This is a genomic window from Saccharopolyspora sp. NPDC049357, from assembly GCF_040677225.1.
In the GTDB taxonomy this organism is placed as follows: Bacteria; Actinomycetota; Actinomycetes; order Mycobacteriales; family Pseudonocardiaceae; genus Saccharopolyspora.
The window spans coordinates 38,257-54,722 of record NZ_JBFAQJ010000020.1 but is presented as its reverse complement, the minus strand read 5'-3'; the positions used below and the strand labels follow the sequence as shown (position 1 = coordinate 54,722).

15 protein-coding genes are annotated in these 16,466 nt (G+C 70.0%); 8 read left to right on the top strand and 7 right to left on the bottom strand.

Going from position 1 to position 16,466, the window contains the following annotated elements; translation table 11 throughout:
* Positions 1-65 precede the first annotated feature (65 nt).
* Positions 66-1,058: a LacI family DNA-binding transcriptional regulator gene (locus AB0J91_RS18300; RefSeq protein WP_363870121.1), complete on the top strand. Its 993-nt coding sequence runs from the start codon at positions 66-68 to the stop codon at positions 1,056-1,058.
* A gap of 73 nt (positions 1,059-1,131) precedes the next feature.
* Here the strand turns inward: AB0J91_RS18300 and AB0J91_RS18295 are convergent, their stop codons facing one another.
* From AB0J91_RS18295 to AB0J91_RS18280, 4 genes are all read right to left on the bottom strand, one after another.
* Complete coding sequence (locus tag AB0J91_RS18295) at positions 1,132-3,498, bottom strand: DUF2961 domain-containing protein (RefSeq protein ID WP_363870118.1); 2,367 nt, start codon at positions 3,496-3,498, stop codon at positions 1,132-1,134.
* 441 nt (positions 3,499-3,939) lie between these two features.
* Positions 3,940-4,947, bottom strand: coding sequence for a substrate-binding domain-containing protein (locus AB0J91_RS18290; RefSeq protein WP_363870115.1), 1,008 nt, complete (start codon positions 4,945-4,947; stop codon positions 3,940-3,942).
* Positions 4,948-4,971: 24 nt separating this feature from the next.
* The gene (locus tag AB0J91_RS18285) at positions 4,972-5,985 is read right to left on the bottom strand and encodes an ABC transporter permease (RefSeq protein WP_363870266.1); all 1,014 of its coding nucleotides are present in this window, start codon (positions 5,983-5,985) and stop codon (positions 4,972-4,974) included.
* Between the two features lie 23 nt (positions 5,986-6,008).
* Positions 6,009-7,595 (bottom strand): sugar ABC transporter ATP-binding protein, encoded by a 1,587-nt coding sequence (locus AB0J91_RS18280; RefSeq protein ID WP_363870264.1) that lies wholly within the window; start codon positions 7,593-7,595, stop codon positions 6,009-6,011.
* Between the two features lie 241 nt (positions 7,596-7,836).
* On the opposite strand from AB0J91_RS18280, the gene AB0J91_RS18275 reads away from it, so the two are divergent.
* Entirely contained in the window at positions 7,837-8,694 is an 858-nt protein-coding gene (locus AB0J91_RS18275; protein WP_363870112.1) for a DUF6542 domain-containing protein, read from the top strand.
* A gap of 65 nt (positions 8,695-8,759) precedes the next feature.
* Here the strand turns inward: AB0J91_RS18275 and AB0J91_RS18270 are convergent, their stop codons facing one another.
* Complete coding sequence (locus AB0J91_RS18270) at positions 8,760-9,788, bottom strand: 4-hydroxy-3-methylbut-2-enyl diphosphate reductase (protein ID WP_363870110.1); 1,029 nt, start codon at positions 9,786-9,788, stop codon at positions 8,760-8,762.
* A 162-nt stretch (positions 9,789-9,950) separates the two neighbouring features.
* On the opposite strand from AB0J91_RS18270, the gene AB0J91_RS18265 reads away from it, so the two are divergent.
* The 4 genes from AB0J91_RS18265 (at position 9,951) to AB0J91_RS18250 (ending at position 12,496) form a co-directional block, all read left to right on the top strand.
* A complete protein-coding gene (locus tag AB0J91_RS18265) occupies positions 9,951-10,409 on the top strand; it encodes a lipid droplet-associated protein (protein WP_363870107.1) in 459 nt (152 codons plus the stop codon).
* 202 nt (positions 10,410-10,611) lie between these two features.
* Complete coding sequence (gene xseA / locus AB0J91_RS18260) at positions 10,612-11,835, top strand: exodeoxyribonuclease VII large subunit (RefSeq protein ID WP_363870261.1); 1,224 nt, start codon at positions 10,612-10,614, stop codon at positions 11,833-11,835.
* 14 nt (positions 11,836-11,849) lie between these two features.
* On the top strand, positions 11,850-12,245 hold the full coding sequence (locus AB0J91_RS18255) for a hypothetical protein (protein WP_363789460.1): 396 nt from the start codon (positions 11,850-11,852) through the stop codon (positions 12,243-12,245).
* A complete protein-coding gene (locus tag AB0J91_RS18250; protein ID WP_210971012.1) occupies positions 12,242-12,496 on the top strand; it encodes an exodeoxyribonuclease VII small subunit in 255 nt (84 codons plus the stop codon). The genes AB0J91_RS18255 and AB0J91_RS18250 overlap by 4 nt, the downstream gene beginning before the upstream one ends.
* Before the next feature lie 124 nt (positions 12,497-12,620).
* On the opposite strand, the gene AB0J91_RS18245 is transcribed toward AB0J91_RS18250, so the two are convergent.
* Entirely contained in the window at positions 12,621-13,214 is a 594-nt protein-coding gene (locus AB0J91_RS18245) for a DUF4245 domain-containing protein (RefSeq protein WP_363870104.1), read from the bottom strand.
* A 177-nt stretch (positions 13,215-13,391) separates the two neighbouring features.
* On the opposite strand from AB0J91_RS18245, the gene glpX reads away from it, so the two are divergent.
* Positions 13,392-14,402, top strand: coding sequence for a class II fructose-bisphosphatase (gene glpX / locus AB0J91_RS18240; protein ID WP_363789458.1), 1,011 nt, complete (start codon positions 13,392-13,394; stop codon positions 14,400-14,402).
* A 196-nt stretch (positions 14,403-14,598) separates the two neighbouring features.
* Positions 14,599-15,345 (top strand): serine protease, encoded by a 747-nt coding sequence (locus tag AB0J91_RS18235; protein WP_363789457.1) that lies wholly within the window; start codon positions 14,599-14,601, stop codon positions 15,343-15,345.
* A gap of 104 nt (positions 15,346-15,449) precedes the next feature.
* On the opposite strand, the gene AB0J91_RS18230 is transcribed toward AB0J91_RS18235, so the two are convergent.
* Positions 15,450-16,421 carry an NAD(P)/FAD-dependent oxidoreductase gene (locus tag AB0J91_RS18230; protein ID WP_363870102.1) on the bottom strand — a complete coding sequence of 324 codons (972 nt, stop codon included), beginning with the start codon at positions 16,419-16,421 and terminating at the stop codon, positions 15,450-15,452.
* Positions 16,422-16,466 lie beyond the last annotated feature (45 nt).

The following is a 16,466-nucleotide window of genomic DNA, read 5'->3' as shown; positions in this document are numbered from 1 at the left end:
GGCCTAATACGGGCTGTCAAGGCGGGTGGCGCACCGTCACTCGCCCAGCGGTGAGGGAGGAAGTCGTGGCGACGATCAGCGACGTGGCGACCCGCGCGGGAGTGTCCACGGCCACCGTCTCCCGGGCGCTCAACGGCAAGGAGACGGTCGATCCGGAGCTCGCCGGGAGGGTGCTCGCCGCAGCCGAAGAGCTCGGGTACCGACCCAACGGACCCGCCCGCAACCTGCGGAAACAGGAAACCGCGGTGCTCGCGTTGATCATCTCCGACGTGGAGAACCCGTTCTTCACCGCGATCGCGCGAGGCGTCGAGGACGTCGCGCACGAGGCCGGCTACTCGCTGGTGCTGTGCAACTCCGACGACACCCCGGAGAAGGAGCGCGAGTACGTCGACGTCGCGCTGCAGGAGCGCGTGGCCGGGGTGCTGCTCTCGCCCACCGGCAGTCCGGGCACGGCCGAGCTGCTGGCCAGGCACAGCACGCCGGTGGTGGCGGTGGACCGACCGCTTCCGGACCGCGCGAGCGACACGGTGCTGGTCGACAACCGGCTGGCGGCCAAGCACGCGACGCTGCACCTGGCCGGGCAGGGCTACGGCCGCATCGGCTGCCTGACCGGCCCCAGCGGCGTGCCCACGGCCGACGACCGGCTGGCCGGCTACCGCGACGGGCTGCGCGCGGCGAAGCTGCCCGGCTCCACCTCGCTGGTGCGGCGGTCGAACTTCAAGGCCGACGGCGCGCAGCAGGCCGCGCACGCGCTGCTCAGGCAGAACGACCCGCCGGACGCGCTGCTGGTCGGCAACAGCGCGATGGCCGTCGGCGTGCTGGAAGCCTTAGCGGCGCTGAAGCTCAAGCCGGGCCGCGACGTCGGAGTCGTCGCCTTCGACGACGCCCCCTGGACCACGCTGCTCGACCCTCCGCTGTCGGTCGTCGCCCAGCCCGCCTACGACATCGGCGCGCTGGCCGCCCGCCTCCTGCTCGACCGCATCTCGGGCGACCGCGAGGAAACCTCCACCACGACCCTGTCCGCCCACCTCGTGGTGCGCGGCAGCTCCTCCCGCTGACGGTCGGTTCTGCTCCGAACCGACCGGAGATCGGTACCCGGGTCTGGGATCCGGGTACCGATCTCGCCGATGATCAGTTCGAGCTCGGCAGGAGACCGTCGTTCTCGCTGGTCGACGGCTCGCTCGTGCCCGGCTCCGGTGGTGCCGAGTCCGTGGGCGTTGGTTCCGCGGGCGTCGAGTCCGTGGGCGTTGGTTCCGCGGAGGTCGGTTCGCCCGGGTCCTGCGGGGCCGTCGGGACCGGCTGCGACGGGGGCTGGCTCGAGGCCGGTGGCTCCGGCGGGAGGGCCGGCGGGACCTCCGGTGGCGGCGGGCCCGTCGGCAGGCTGCGCCCGGCCGGAGCCCCGTACCAGTAGGCCGTGGAGCTGTAGTCGCCCGGTTCGTCGTTGGCCGGGCCGTGCTCGATGCCCGCGACCAGCCCGTTCCGGAAGGACACCGCGTCACCCACCATCAAGCGGTAGGCGCCGGTGCAGTCGAACTGGCAGCCGTCCTGGTTCACCTCGTGTCCGGGGTTGCCCGCCTGCGGCATCGAGAACGTCGTGCCGAACCGGAAGTACCAGCCCGACTCGTAGAAGTCCTCGCTCCCGGTCCCGTGCCACGCGGGTTCCTGGGCTCCGTCCACGTAGAACCGCTCGTCGCCCTCCAGGTAGTTGCGCGGGTTGGACGCCGTCTGCCTTGTGGAGTGCGGCAGCACGCTGTCCTTGGTCTCGTTGAGCGGGATCTGGCCGCGCATGGTGTGGGTGACCCCGTAGAACGTGCCCGCCCCACCGGGGTCGAGGAAGTTCCAGTCCTGCCCGGGAGTCGTGGCGCCGCGCTTGTGCGTGGCGTGGAAGTGGCCGCTGCCCTCGTCGACGCCGCCGGGCCCGGTGACGACCTCGGCCGCGGCCCCCTCGATCGGGATCCCGCCGGCGTTGACGATCTCGACCTTGGCGCTCTCGTTGAACGGCATCGGCCACCACGCCGTGTACCAGCCGTCCTGCCCGGGATCGACCGAACTCATCATGGTGCGCACGTCGTACTCGCCGAGTCCGGTGCCGAAGAACTCGCCGATCGGCGCGTCCACAGTGGTCTCGCCGTCGAAGGTGATGCGCAGGCGCGCGGAGGACAGCACCTCGTCGGAGGCCGCGACCTGCTCGGGCGGGGTCGTGTACCGGCCGAACAGCTGCGAGCGCTCGAAGACCGGGTTGTCGATCTGGTAGTCGTGCGCGCTCTCCTCGCCCGGGTGACCGGGGCCGAGGTCGAGCACGTCGGTGCGCACCCACTCGCCGTTGACCAGGCTCTGCACGTCGTAGCGGAACTCGTTGACGTCCAACGAGGACGAGACGAACCGGTTGTCGACCTCGATCGAGGACTCCCCGGCGGTGACGTCCGCGGGCACGTCGATCGACTGCACGCCCCACTGGCCGGGAGCGGCCGCACCGCTGCGCCACTCGCCCACCACCTCGCCGTTGACGGCCATGCTCGCGGCCTGGTCGGCGACCTGCGGGTCGAACCGCCGGATCACGCGGACGCCCTCGTTGTTCGGGTCCACGCGCATCCGGAACCGGCTGCCGCCGCCCTGCCCGAAGGCCATGCCGTCGTCGACGACCTGAGGCGCCGCCACCACCTGCGGCAAGCGCACCCGCAGCTGGTTGATCCGCGCCGGTCCGCTCACCTCGGCGACGGTGTGCGCACCGCCGGGTGCCAGACCGAAGTCGCTGCGCACCGGCGTTCCGGCGGTGGCGTTCTTCGGGTCGGCCACGCCGAAGCCCTGCATCTTCGTCAGCACGTCGGTGGCCGGGTCCGAGGGATCGAAGGTCTCCACGCCTTCCGCGTCGGGGAAGGTCCGGTAGTTCACGTGGTAGAAGTTCGGGTTGTTGCGCACGGTCACGCGCATCGATTCGCGGAACGGCATCGGCACCTTGCTGACCACACCGCCTGCCGCGTCGTCGGCGTTGCCCACCAGCGGCCACACGAACGGCGCTCCGATCTTGCCGCTGACCACGTCGGCGAACGGCGCGTCGAGCACCGTGCGGCCGTCGAGCTCGACGACGAGGTTGCCGGTGGCCGTCACGTCGCCCATCGGCTCGCGGGTGCTCCACAGGCCGGAGATCTCACCCGGCCCGGTGTGCTCGGCGATCACGCATCCCTGCGCCGATTCGCGCAGGCAGGAGTAGGTGCCCTCGAATCCGTCGTCGTTGCCGCCGGACCGGTCGTAGCTGGAGAACTGCATGGACTGCTCGGCGCCGCGCAGCCGCGGCATCCCGTCGAGGTCTCGGTAGGAGTCCCAGCCGACCTGGCCCTTGCTCGGCGGCGCAGGTTGTTGGGCGTGGGCTCGGACGCTCGCGAACCCGGCGTCGGCGATCACCGCGGCAGCGGCGAGCGAGAAGACACCCAGGTAGGCGGCAAGCCGGCGGGCCCGCCGGCGGGCGTCGCATCGCGACGGTGCGGAGCGTTCTGTCATCGTGCTCGCCCTCCCCATGCGGACAGCGCTGTCCACCGCAGACAGTTCTGCCGCTGATTCCGGTTCCGGTGAATCGTGATGCGCTCTAACTCAGTGGTTTCCAACCGACTCGGACCCGGCAAGATCTCAAAGCGCGATCTAGCGCAGCGTAAGAAATGGCCTCCCGGACGGCAACCAAACAACAGGCACGGAATAGTCATCGATACGCGAATTCACTCAATAAGATGGTCTCTGGTGTGTCGTACTCACGACAGCCGCCAACCAGGTGTTTCTGTTGCCGGGCAGTGGAATTCGGTGTATCGAACCAGTGGTCCGGATTCCGCGGCGCGAAAAGGCCGCAGCACTCGAAACGAGCGCTGCGGCCTGTTTTCGGCCCTGCATGGCGCGGCCCTTTCCGCACCTACTCCTAAAACCCGAAAAATTTCGCGTCCGCTTCGGGCTCTAACCCTGGTTGAGTCGGCCGTACACCTCGGCCGCGTTGTCCTTCGTGATCAGTTCGGTTCCCAGGGTCTGGGTCTTGGGCACCTGCTGGCAGTCGACCAAGATCTTCTTGGCCGCCTCGACCGCCTCCGCGCCACCCGTCGGGTAGAGGTTCGTGGCCTGCAGCCGGCCCTCCTCCACCGCCTTGATGCCGCCGGAGGGGATCGGCAGGCCGTCGATGCCCACGAACTTCAGGTCCGGGCGGTTGGCGGCCTGCGCGGCCAGCCAGGCGCCCTCGGCCATCGGATCGTTCTGCGAGTACACGGCCTTGATGTCCGGGTTGGCCTTGAGCAGCGCGTCCATCTTCTGCTGCCCGACCGAGCGCTCCCACTCGCCGTCGGCGGTGGCCACGACCTCGATCTTGGAGCCCGCGATGCCCTGCTTGAAGCCCTCTTCCCGCTCAGCGGCCGGGGTCGAGCCGGACAGGCCCTTGATCTGCACGATCTTGCCGCCCTGCGGCAGCAGCGTGGTCTTGAAGAACTCGCCCGCCTGCTTGCCGATGGCGACGTTGTCCGCGCCGATGTAGGTCGTGTACGCGTCGCCGTCGACCTTGCGGTCCAGCACCACGACCGGGATGCCCTGGTTGTAGGCCTTGCGCACCACGTCGGTCAGCGGTGCCGCCTCGTTCGGCGAGATCATCAGCAGGTCGACCTGCTTGGTCATGAAGTTCTCGACGTCGGTGACCTGCTTGGAGTTGTCCTTCGCGGCGTCGGAGAACTGCACCTCCTCGAACTGCGGGACCTTCTCCGCGGCCTTGCGGATGTCGTCGTCCATCCGCACCCGGTAGGGCTCGGCCAGGTTCGCCTGGCTCATCCCGATCGTGTACTTGCCGTTGGCGCCCTGGCAGTTCTTCGTCGGGTCCTGGGCCTGGACCTGCCCGGTGTTCTCGCTGGTCGTCCCGCAACCGGCGGCGGCGAACGCGACCGCGGCGCACGTGATTGCGACCAAGGACTTCGTTGTCTTGCGCATCGTGCTCCCTTCGGTAGATCTGCCTCAGGCCGTGGGGCGCAGGCGCTGCAGCGCCGCCGCCGCGACGATCACCAGACCCTTGATCAGCAGTTGCAGATCGGTGTTGACGCTGTTCAGGCTCAGGATGTTGTTGAGGATGCCGAGCAGCAGAGCACCGGCGATGGTGCCGATCACCGAACCCCGGCCGCCGGCCAGGCTGGTGCCGCCGACGACCACCGCGGCGATTCCGTCGAGCTCGTAGGCGGTTCCGTCGTTGGGGCTGCCCGCGTTGAGCTGACCGGCGTGCACGATGCCGGCCAGCGCGGCGCAGAACCCCGCGATGACGAAAGCGATGATCTTGACCCGGTTCACCGGCACGCCCGAAAGCCGAGCCGCCTTCTCGTTTCCGCCGATCGCGTACAGGTGCCGGGAGTAGGCGCTGGAGCGCAGGAACAGGATCGCGATCACGGCCACCGCGGCGAAGATCAGCGCCGGGATCGGTACCACGCCGCCGAAGGTCCGCTCCCCCAGCAGCGAGAACAGCATCGGGGCCTGCCCCGGGCCGTCGCCGTAGGAGATCTGCACGGTCTCGCCGCCGGACCACATGCGCGCGAGCCCGCGCGCGATCTGCAATCCGGCCAGGGTGACGATGAACGCCTGCACCCCCAGCAGCGCGACCGCGGCACCCTGCAGGAAACCGAAGACGATTCCGGCCAGCAGCACGACGGCGACCGTGGCCCACACGCCGTAGCCGCTGTTGACCATGAGCACGGCGGAACCGACCGCCGCCAGCCCCAGCACCGACCCGACCGACAGGTCGATGCCGCCGATGAGGATCACGAAGGTCAACCCGATCGCGATGATCCCGATCTCGGAGACCGCGCGCACGATGTTGAACAGGTTGTCGCTGCTCAGGAACAGGATCTGGCCGTCGTTGCGGGGTGAGAAGATCACCGCCGCGATGAACACCGCGACCAGACCGAAGAAACTCTGGAACTTGAACAGGGTCTCGACGGTGTCGGTCCGCTTGGAACGCTGCGCGGGCAGGTCTCCGGGCACGGGCCGCTGCTCCGTCTGATTGCTCAATTCGCACCTCCCCCGGTGCTCTGCCCGGTGCCGACCGCCGGCCCCGGTGGATTCCCGTTCCGATCGCCCATCGCGGCTGCCAGCAGGTCGGCCTCCCCGGCATGAGCGGTGTCGAACTCGGCGACGCTGCGCCCGGCGCGCAGCACGACCACCCGGTGGCACACCCCCACCAGCTCGGGGAGTTCCGAGGAGGCCAGCAGCACGCCGATGCCACGACCCGCGATGTCCGAGAGCAACTGGTAGATCTCCGCCTTCGCGCCGATGTCCACGCCCCGCGTCGGGTCGTCGAGCAGCAGCAGTCGGGGCTCGGTGAGCAGCATGCGCCCGAAGACGACCTTCTGCTGGTTGCCGCCGGAGAGGGTGCCGACCGCGTCGGAGATCTGGCCGAGCTTGACCTTGAGCTGGTCGACGCTGCGCCGGGTCGCGTCGAGTTCGGACCTGCGGCGCACCATTCCGGCGACACCCAGCCTGTCCAGCACCGACAGCACGGTGTTGGCGGTGACCGAGTGCCCGAGCACCAGCCCGGAGCTGCGCCGGTCCTCCGGCACGAAGGCGATCCCCGAGCGCAGCGCCTGCCTCGGCCCTGCCGGGCGCACCGGCTTCCCGTCGAGCGAGACCTCCCCCTCCCAGGTCCCGGACGAGCCCGCGCCGTAGAGCGATTCGAGCAGTTCGGTCCGCCCGGCTCCGAGCAGTCCGCACAGCCCGACGATCTCGCCGCTGCGGACGGTCAGATCGATGCCGTCGGGTTCCCTCCTGCCGACCCGCGCGCGGCGGGGGTGGACGACGAAGCCCTTGACGCTGAGCAGTTCTTCGCCGATGTCGACGGTCTGCGAGCGGAAGCGGGTCTGCACCGTGCGGCCCACCATCGCTTCGGCGGCTTCCTCGGCGGTCATCGCCTGCGCGTCGAACTCGGCGACCTTGCGGCCGTTGCGCAGCACGGTGGCGCGGTCGGCGACCTGGCCGATCTCGTCCATCCGGTGCGAGATGTAGACGATGCCGGTGCCGGTGCGGCGCAGCTCGCCGATGACGCCGAAGAGCCGGCCGACCTCCGTTGTGGACAGTGCCGAGGTCGGCTCGTCCATGATCAGCACCTTGGCGTCCAGCGACAGCGCGCGGGCGATGGTGACCAGCTGCTGCTCGCCGACCCGCAGTTCGCCGACCGGCCGGTTCGGGTCGAGGTCGATTCCGGTGCGCCGCAACAACTCCCGGGTGCGCTCGGACATCGCGCGCCGGTCCACGGTGCCCAGCCGGGTGCGCGGTTCGCGCCCCAGGTGGAGGTTCTCGGCGACGCTCAGGGCCGGGACGAGGTCGAGCTCCTGGTGGATCATCGCGACCCCGGCGTGTTGGGCGTCCGCGGGTTTTCCGAACTGGACCGGGTGACCCTCGATGGTGATCCCACCTGCGTGGTCGGTGATGTCGCCGGAGAGGACCTTCATCAGGGTGCTCTTGCCCGCCCCGTTCTCGCCGAGCAGAGCGTGCACCTCGCCGCCGCGAACCGTGAGGTCAACCGCATCGCAGGCGAGCACACCGCCGTAACGCTTGGTGATGCCGGTCAGCTCGACCAGCGGTGGCGCCGTGTTCATTCCGACCCCCGTCTCGTCACTCACGCAGGCGAGAAAACGATTGCTCGGACGCTAAGATGGCCGGACTCCCTGTGTCAAGGCTCACATGCTCGACCGAGGGATACGGCATCCATTTGGCTGCACGAAGATCACGTGACGATCACGCCGCGTCGTGTCGAAACCATCACCCGACGTGGGCTAATGCGCCCGTTCCCCGAGAGGGCTCTCGCGGTGAGGTACTGGACCGTTACCGTTGGGGATTGTGACCGCGATCCGCGAGAGCCAGAGCGCTTCAACTTCCGGTAATGGCGCGCCCGAATGGGGTGCGCGCTCCGCGTTCAGCACCAACGGGGTGCCGCTGTGGGGCGCCGTGTTGCTGGCTGCCGTCCCGACCGCGATCGGCACCGTGCTGGACACCCTGATCTGGAAACAGCCCGGATTCATCTTCAAGACCTGCTTCTTCCTCGGTTGTCTGGCTGCGGTGCTGCTGGTGCAGCGGCGAAGCGTGTTCGGTCCGATGGTGCAGCCACCGCTCGTTCTCGGCATCGTGATGCCCGTGCTGGTGCTGATCGCCGGAGCCGGGAGCACGTCGGGCGCGGGCATCATGGGCAAGGCGCTGTCGGTCGCGCGCCCGTTGATCACCAGCTTCCCGATCATGGCCGGGGCCACCGCGGTCGCGCTCGGCATCGGGCTGCTCCGGATGTTCGTCACGCAGAAGGTCGAGACCGACGACGACTTCGACCTCGGCGTCGACCCCGACGCCAAGACGAAGAAGGCCAGACCCGTTCCGCCGCCCAAGAAGTCCGCGCGGGACGAGGCACCGCGCAAGCGCCCGGCCTCGGATCGAGACCGCAAACCCCGCGGCGACCAGCGCAAACCCCGCGACGAGGGCCGCGGTGGCGACCGCCGCGCCGAGCCCCGGCAGCCCCGGGGCACCGGGCCGCGCGAGACCCAGGGACGCCCGAAGGGCGACGCCCCGCGCCGCGGCGACGTGCCCGGACGTCCTCGCCCCAACGACCCGCGCGCGGGAGGACCCCGCCCGCCCCGCCAGGGCGGCCCAGGACGCCCGCGCCCGCCGGAACCGCCACCGGGGGGCCGCCCCCGGCGTCCCGGCCCGTAGAGACGCGAAAAAGCCGCCCGGCTCCAGGAACTCGGAGCCGGGCGGCTTTTTCGCGTGAGGTCAGCTCAGCGGACGCTCCGGGGGTTGTCCTTGTTCTCGTCGAGGTCCTTGCGGAGCTCGCGGGGCAGCGCGAAGGTGACCTTCTCGTTGGCGGTCGTGACCTCTTCGACGTCGCCCCAGCCGCGCTCGGCGAGGTGGTCCAGGACCTGCAGCACCAGCACGTCCGGGACGGACGCGCCGCTGGTGACGCCGACCGTGGTCACCCCGTCCAGCCAAGCGTCGTCGATCTGCGACGCGTAGTCGATCAGGTGCGAGTCCGACGCTCCGGCCTGCAGCGCGACCTCGACCAGCCGCTTGGAGTTCGAGGAGTTCTGCGAGCCCACCACGATCACCAGGTCGCACTGCGGGGCCATCACCTTGACCGCCTGCTGGCGGTTGGAGGTGGCGTAGCAGATGTCGTCGCTGGGCGGGGCCTGCAGGGTCGGGTACTTCTCGGTGAGCTGGTCCACCCGCTCCATCGTCTCGTCGACGCTGAGGGTGGTCTGCGACAGCCAGACGACCTTGCTCGGGTCGCGGACCTGCACCTTGTCGACGTCCTCGGGCTTGTCCACCAGCTGCACGCGATCGGGCGCCTCACCGGCGGTGCCCTCGACCTCCTCGTGGCCCTCGTGGCCGATCAGCAGGATGTCGTAGTCGTCGCGCGCGAAGCGGTTGACCTCCTTGTGCACCTTCGTCACCAGCGGGCAGGTGGCGTCGATCGTGCGGAGCTTGCGCTCCTCGGCCTCCTGGTGGACGGCCGGGGACACGCCGTGCGCGGAGAACACCACGAGCGCGCCCTCGGGCACCTCGTCGGTCTCCTCCACGAAGATCACGCCGCGCTCGGTCAGGGTGTCCACGACGTGCCGGTTGTGCACGATCTCCTTGCGGACGTAGACGGGCGGGCCGTAGGTCTCCAACGCCTTCTCGACGGTGATGACTGCGCGGTCGACACCTGCGCAGTACCCACGGGGCTTGGCCAGCAGGACCCGCTTGGTCCGGCCGGCGTCGTCAACGGGGTCGGGTTCGAGGTCGCGGGCCTCAGGCGTGGTCGTCATGCCGTCAAGGGTACGGATCCGCGCCTGCCCGCTCTGCCTCCGGTCGGTGCTCACTGTCACTCCATCGAGGGGTCTCTCGCGGTTCTGCCGAGCGTCGGTCCTCGGTCACATTCCGGCGTTGAACCGATGGTCTGGCGGCCACTTCTGCGGCAGGCTGGGCGCATGTCAGTGTTCCCCTTCCCGGTGCGGGTGGCGGCCGGTCTCGCGGCGACCGCCGTCGAGCAGGCCCGCGCGCTCCCGGCCACCCTCCTCGGCATGCCCGTGACCGTCGCCAGCCAGGCGTTGCAGGCGTCGATGCGGGTGCAGCAGCACATCACCGAGCTCGCGATCAAGGGCGACGAGGCGCTGTCGGGCCTGCGCACGCCGGAGGAAGAACCGTCGTGGGCGACGTTCGACGAGGACTTCGCCGCGGAACCGGAGGTGGTCGGCGAGCCCGAGGGCGAGGAGAACTCGCTGCTCGCCGACTACGACGCGCTGAGCCTCCCCCAGCTGCGCGGTCGCCTGCGCTCGTTCACCGAAGACGACCTCACCGAACTGCTCGCCCACGAGGAGCGCAACCAGCAACGCCCGGACTACCTCCGGATGCTGCGCAACCGCCTCACCCGCCTCCGCGAGCAGTAGACAAGCACCGAAGGTGCTTTCTCTTTCACCACCTGAGCAGCCGGCACCGCCGCGGGTTCTCAGCGGTTCTCTGGGGAGGACAGCCGCAGCGCCGCGTATCGACATACTCAAGTCGCGGATCCCGGAGCCAGAGGCCCGCTGAGGTTCCGCTACTTGCACCGCCAAGCAGAATGAGCCTGGAAACGATCAATGAGGAGGAACGCTGAGTTCGCCTACTAGTGCTGAGGAACCTTGGCCGGTGCGGACGGTGGCCCGCAAGATCGCCGACTGGATCAACCGGCTCGGGCAGATCTGGGTCGAGGGGCAGATCACCCAGATCTCGATGCGGTCCGGCGCGCAGACGGCGTTCCTGACGCTCCGCGATCCCTCCGCGGACGTGTCGCTGACCTTGACCTGCTCGTCGTCGCTGCTGCGCAAGATGGACCCGCCGCTGACCGATGGCAGCCGGGTCGTGGTGCACGGCAAGCCGACCTTCTTCGTCGGTCGCGGCACGCTGAGCCTGCGGGTCGACGAGATCCGGGCTGTGGGCATCGGCGAGCTGCTCGCCCGCATCGAACGGCTCCGCCAGCTGCTCAAGGCCGAGGGCCTGTTCGACCCGGCGCGCAAGCGGCCGCTGCCGTTCCTGCCCAACCGGGTCGGCCTGATCACCGGCCGCGCCTCGGCCGCCGAGCACGACGTGCTGACCAACGCGCAGCTGCGCTGGCCGGCCGTGCAGTTCGAGATCCGCAACGTCGCCGTGCAGGGCACCAGCGCGGTGCCGCAGATCCTGCCCGCGCTGGAGGAGCTCGACCGGATGCCCGAGGTCGACGTGATCGTGCTGGCGCGCGGCGGCGGCAGCGTCGAGGACCTGCTGCCGTTCTCCGACGAGGCGCTGTGCCGGGCGGTGTCGGCCTGCAAGACCCCGGTGGTCAGCGCGATCGGGCACGAACCGGACTCGCCGCTGCTCGACCACGTCGCCGATGTGCGCTGTTCCACACCGACGGGTGCGGGCAAGCGCGTGGTGCCCGACGTTGCCGAGGAGGGCCAGCGCATCCGGCAGCTGCGCGACCGGGCTCGGCGGGCGCTGCACGGATGGGTGGATCGGGAGCGCAGGCTGCTCGACCAGCTGCGCAGCAGGCCCGCGCTGGCCGACCCGCACCGCCCGCTGCAGCAGCGCTCCGAGCAGGTCGCGATGTTGCGCGAACGCTCCCGGCGGGCGATGAGCACGGTGCTCACCGCGGAGGGCCACGCGTTGAGCGCTACTCGATCACGCTTGACGACCCTGGGCCCTGCGGCCACTCTGGCTCGTGGATACGCGATCGTGCAGCGCATCGAGGAGACCGACGAGGTCGACGGCGTGCTGCGCTCCGTCGATGACGCGCCTCCGGGCACCCGGCTGCGGGTGCGGGTCGCCGACGGCGCGGTCCACGCCGTCGTACCGGACTGACCAAGGAATTCCACGTGCACCCGAAGCAGGAGCCCTCGTTCCTCCCCCTCACCGTGGGCGCGGCGCGCAGCGCGGAGCGGGCGGGCGAGGTCCGGCGCTGCGCCGAGGCCGCCGAGGTCACGGCGGAGGGGACCTGGGCTGCGCTCCTCGGCGGGTGCGATTCGGCCGAGCGCAAGGACCTGCCCGGCAGGCTGCGGGCCTTGATCGACGCGACCTCGGGGTACGTGGGCCCCACCTGGTGGGCTGCGTCGGCCCACCGACGTAGGGTCGCGGAGGCCCAGCTGCGCATCAACGACGCGGTGCGCGAAGGTGACGGCGCGGAGTTCGCCGAGGCCTTCGTCGGCTACGACCAGGCGATCGCCACCGCGGTGGTGTCCGTGCGAGCGAATGTGGAGAGCCCCACCCCGTGACCGAGAACCAGCAGGACGAGCACTTCGACCCGGTCGCCGAGCACCCGGAGGTCGCCGAGCTCGGCTACGAGGACGCCCGCGACCAGCTGGCCGAGGTCGTCAAGCAGCTGGAGGCCGGCGGGCTGTCCCTGGAGGACTCGCTGGCCCTCTGGGAGAAGGGCGAAGCGCTGGCGGCGGTCTGCGAACGCCACCTCGCCGGTGCGCGCGAACGCGTCGAACGCGCCCTCGCCGCGGTCGAAGACGACTCCTGAGGCACCCTCACCAGGCCTTTTCGAATTTCGCGCGAAATTCGAGTCCCGAAGTTCCGACTCGAATTTCGCGCGAAATTCGAAATGAGTCACCCGGCCGCGTGACTACGCAGGGGGCGGAGCCGTTTCAGCTGATCCCCGGCGCCGTCAGCGCCGCTTCGGCCAGGGTGCGGAACTCCGCTTCGCCGGCGTTGCCGGTGATCAGCAGGCGGACTCCGTCGCGCTCGGACACCCACGCCTGCTCGTCGCGAACGCCCTGGTAGCGGACCCACTGGCGGCCACCGGCCTCGACGGCGCCGAGCGCCTGCGGTGCCCGCCGCGTCTCGCCCGCGACCAGCTCCTCCTCGGTGGCGTTGGACTGGGCCAGGCGCAGGTACTGCGCGTCGCCGGTCAGCCAGCCGACCCGGACGACCTCGGTGTGCGAGGGCAGCGTGGTGCTGCTGCTGGAGTTGGCCCGCCAGCTTGCGGGCAGCTTCGGATCGACCACCGGGAAGTCCACTCCGGCGGCGGCGTCGTGCAGCTCGGCCTGAACGTTCACCGTGGGCACCGATCCGTTGTCGACCGTCGGGCCGGTGGGAGTGAACGAGCACTGCGTGAACAGGCCTGCGATGCCGAACGAGACCAGCACCAACGGCAGGATGGCGAAGAGCATCGCCGACATCGTCCGCGGCGGGCGGGACGGAGCCGGTTGCTGGTTGCGGGGTTCAGCCACGGCACCCATGCTCTCACCGGCAGCACCGCAGCTCAGCGGGCAGGGGCAGAGGGAGTGGGCTGCCCCACGCGAGTGATCCCCGAACCCCGATGATCTGGGAAGATCGCAGCCAACAAGCCTGAGCGCGGGGCGTTTTCCCGCCGGACTCGGGCGGTACCGACGATGCCTCACAACGGGGAGGGCGCGATGACGCAACGACACCCGGAAGCACCCGATCGCAACTTGGCGATGGAACTCGTCCGCGTGACCGAAGCCGCGGCGATGGCCGGTGGTCGCTGGGTCGGCCGCGGCGACAAGAACGCGGGTGACGGAGCCGCGGTGGACGCCATGCGCAAACTCATCGGCACCGTGTCGATGCGCGGCACGGTGGTCATCGGCGAGGGCGAGAAGGACGAAGCGCCGATGCTCTACAACGGCGAGGAGGTCGGCAACGGGGAAGGCCCGGAGGTCGACGTCGCCGTGGACCCGATCGACGGTACGACGCTGCTCAGCAAGGGCATGCCGAACGCGCTGGCGGTGCTGGCGGTGTCCGAGCGCGGCACCATGTTCGACCCGTCCGCGGTGTTCTACATGGAGAAGATGGCCGTCGGCCCGGAGGCCGCAGGGGTCATCGACATCAGCGCCCCGATCTCGGAGAACGTCCGCCGGGTCGCCAAGGCCAAGCACGTCGACGTCTCCGACGTGACGGTGTGCGTGCTGGACCGGCCGCGGCACGAGCAGCTGGTCAAGGAGGTCCGCGAGTCCGGTGCCCGCGTGCAGTTCATCTCCGACGGCGACGTGGCGGGCGCGATCGCGGCGGCTCGCCCGAACAGCGGCGTGGACATGCTGCTGGGCATCGGCGGCACCCCGGAGGGCATCATCACCGCGTGCGCGCTGAAGTGCCTCGACGGTGAGATCCAGGGCCGGTTGTGGCCGCGCGACGACGAGGAGCGGGCGAAGCTGCGCGAGGCCGGGCACGACCCGAACCAGGTTCTGACCACTTCGGACCTGGTGCGCGGCGACAACATGTTCTTCGTGGCGACCGGCATCACCGATGGCGCGCTGCTGCGCGGCGTGCACTACCGCGCCGACCGGTGCACCACGCAGTCCATCGTGATGCGGTCGAAGTCGGGCACGACGCGCGTCGTCGACGCCTCGCACAAGCTCACCAAGCTGCGCGAGTACGCCGACGTGGACCTGGGTGAGAGCGACGAGTAGTCACCCTTATCGGGAATCCGGGAAAAACCGGCTCAACCGGTCTTGATCAAGGTGGTGGCCTGCGGATTGTCCGCGGGCCACCACTCTTTCGGTCCGCCTCCTACGACCTTCGTCGGTACGCCAGGAGTCGGGGGCGCCGTTAGCGTCAGCGGCCAGCCGGCCTTCGGAGCCGGGATACCCGGAGGATTCGACACACATGCGCATTCGTTCGGCTCTCATCTCCGCGGTCGCCGCGGTCAGCGCAGTGGGCGCGCTGAGCATGCCCGCCGTCGCCGCCGGTGACGACGTCGACCCGATGATCATCGGTGGTCACGACGCGACCGAGACCTACTCGTTCATGGTTTCGCTGCAGCAGCAGGGCAGCCACGTCTGCGGCGGCGCGCTGATCAAGCCGGACTGGGTGGTGACGGCCGCGCACTGCGTTCAGAGCGGCGGTGACTTCACGGTCCGCGTGGGCAGCAACGACAACACCACCGGTGGCGAGGAAGCCGCCGTGACCAAGACCCAGGTGCACGACACCGCCGACCTCGCGGTGCTGCAGCTGGACAAGCAGCTGTCCGCCGCGCCGATCTCGATCGCCGCCGAGTCGGGTCCGGCCGGCACCCCGAGCCGCATCATCGGCTGGGGCCAGACCTGCCCGGAGACCGGCTGCGGTGAGGTCCCGTCGAACCTGCAGGAGCTCGACACCAGCATCGTCGACGACGCCGGCTGCACCGGCATCGACGGCGCGGGCGAGATCTGCACCGACAACCCGGGCGGCAACTCCGGCGCCTGCTACGGCGACTCGGGCGGCCCGCAGATCAAGGGCACCCAGGGCAGCTGGGAGCTGATCGGCGCCACGAGCCGCTCCGGCAACGGCGACTCCACCTGCGCCACCGGCCCGTCGATCTACACCGACGTGACCGCCTTCGCCGACTGGATCAACCAGAACACCGGCGGCTGACCCGTTCAGCGACACCCTGACGCGGCACCCGGGACGTCGTTCCCGGGTGCCGTTTCCACGTTCGGGCCCAGACGAGGTACTGCCACGCAAGACGAGCCGATCCCTCAACCGAGGTTCGAGGAGTGCCCGGGGAAGAGGTGGGCGTCGGGGTTGAGCTCGACGGCGATGTTGTTGACCGCCGTGGCGGCTTCGCCGAATCCGGTGGCGATGAGCTTGACCTTCCCCGGGTAGGCGGCGACGTCACCTGCGGCGTAGACGCGGGCGCGGCTGGTGCGCATCGTCGTGTCGACCAGGATCGAGCGCTTCTCCAGGTCCAGGCCCCAGGATTCGATCGGGCCGAGATCGGCGGTGAAACCCAGTGCCGCGACGACCGTTTGCGCAGGCAGGACCCGTCGTTGCCCGTCGACGTCGATGGCCACCTCGATGAGTCCGCCCGCGTCGCCGCGGATTTCGGCGACCTCGGCCGGGACGATCAGCGGGACGCCCAGCTGCTCGACCTTGGTGATCAGGCCCTCGTGGGCGCGGAAGCGGGTCCGCCGGTGCACCAGCGTCACGCTGCGGGCCACGGGTTGCAGCGCCAGCGCCCAGTCGAACGCCGAGTCACCGCCGCCGACGACGACCACGTCGTGCCCGGCGTGCGCGGACAGCTCGGGGATGAAGTGCACGACGCCCTTGCCGATCCACTCTCCGCCCGCGGGAAGCGGTCTCGGGGTGAACTCGCCGATCCCGGCCGTGACCAGCACCGCCCCGGCCCGGACCTGCTCGCCCTCGCCGACGTCGACCAGCAAGCCGCCGTCCACATCGGACAACGAGACGGCGGGGCGCCCGAGCAGGTAGCGCGGGCCGTACTGGTCTGCCTGCTCGACCAGCGCGGCGATCAGGTCGCGCCCTCGGATCTCCGGGAAACCCGCCACATCGAAGATCATCTTCTCCGGGTACATCGCGGTCACCTGGCCACCCGGCTCCGGCAGCGCGTCGACCAGCGCCACCGACATCCCGCGAAACCCGGCGTAGTAGGCGGCGAAAAGCCCGGTCGGACCGGCACCCACCACCAGCAGATCGACCTCGTGCGCCATCTCGGCATCCCGTCGCAGGCCTTGTGATACGGATCTCAGGCTAGT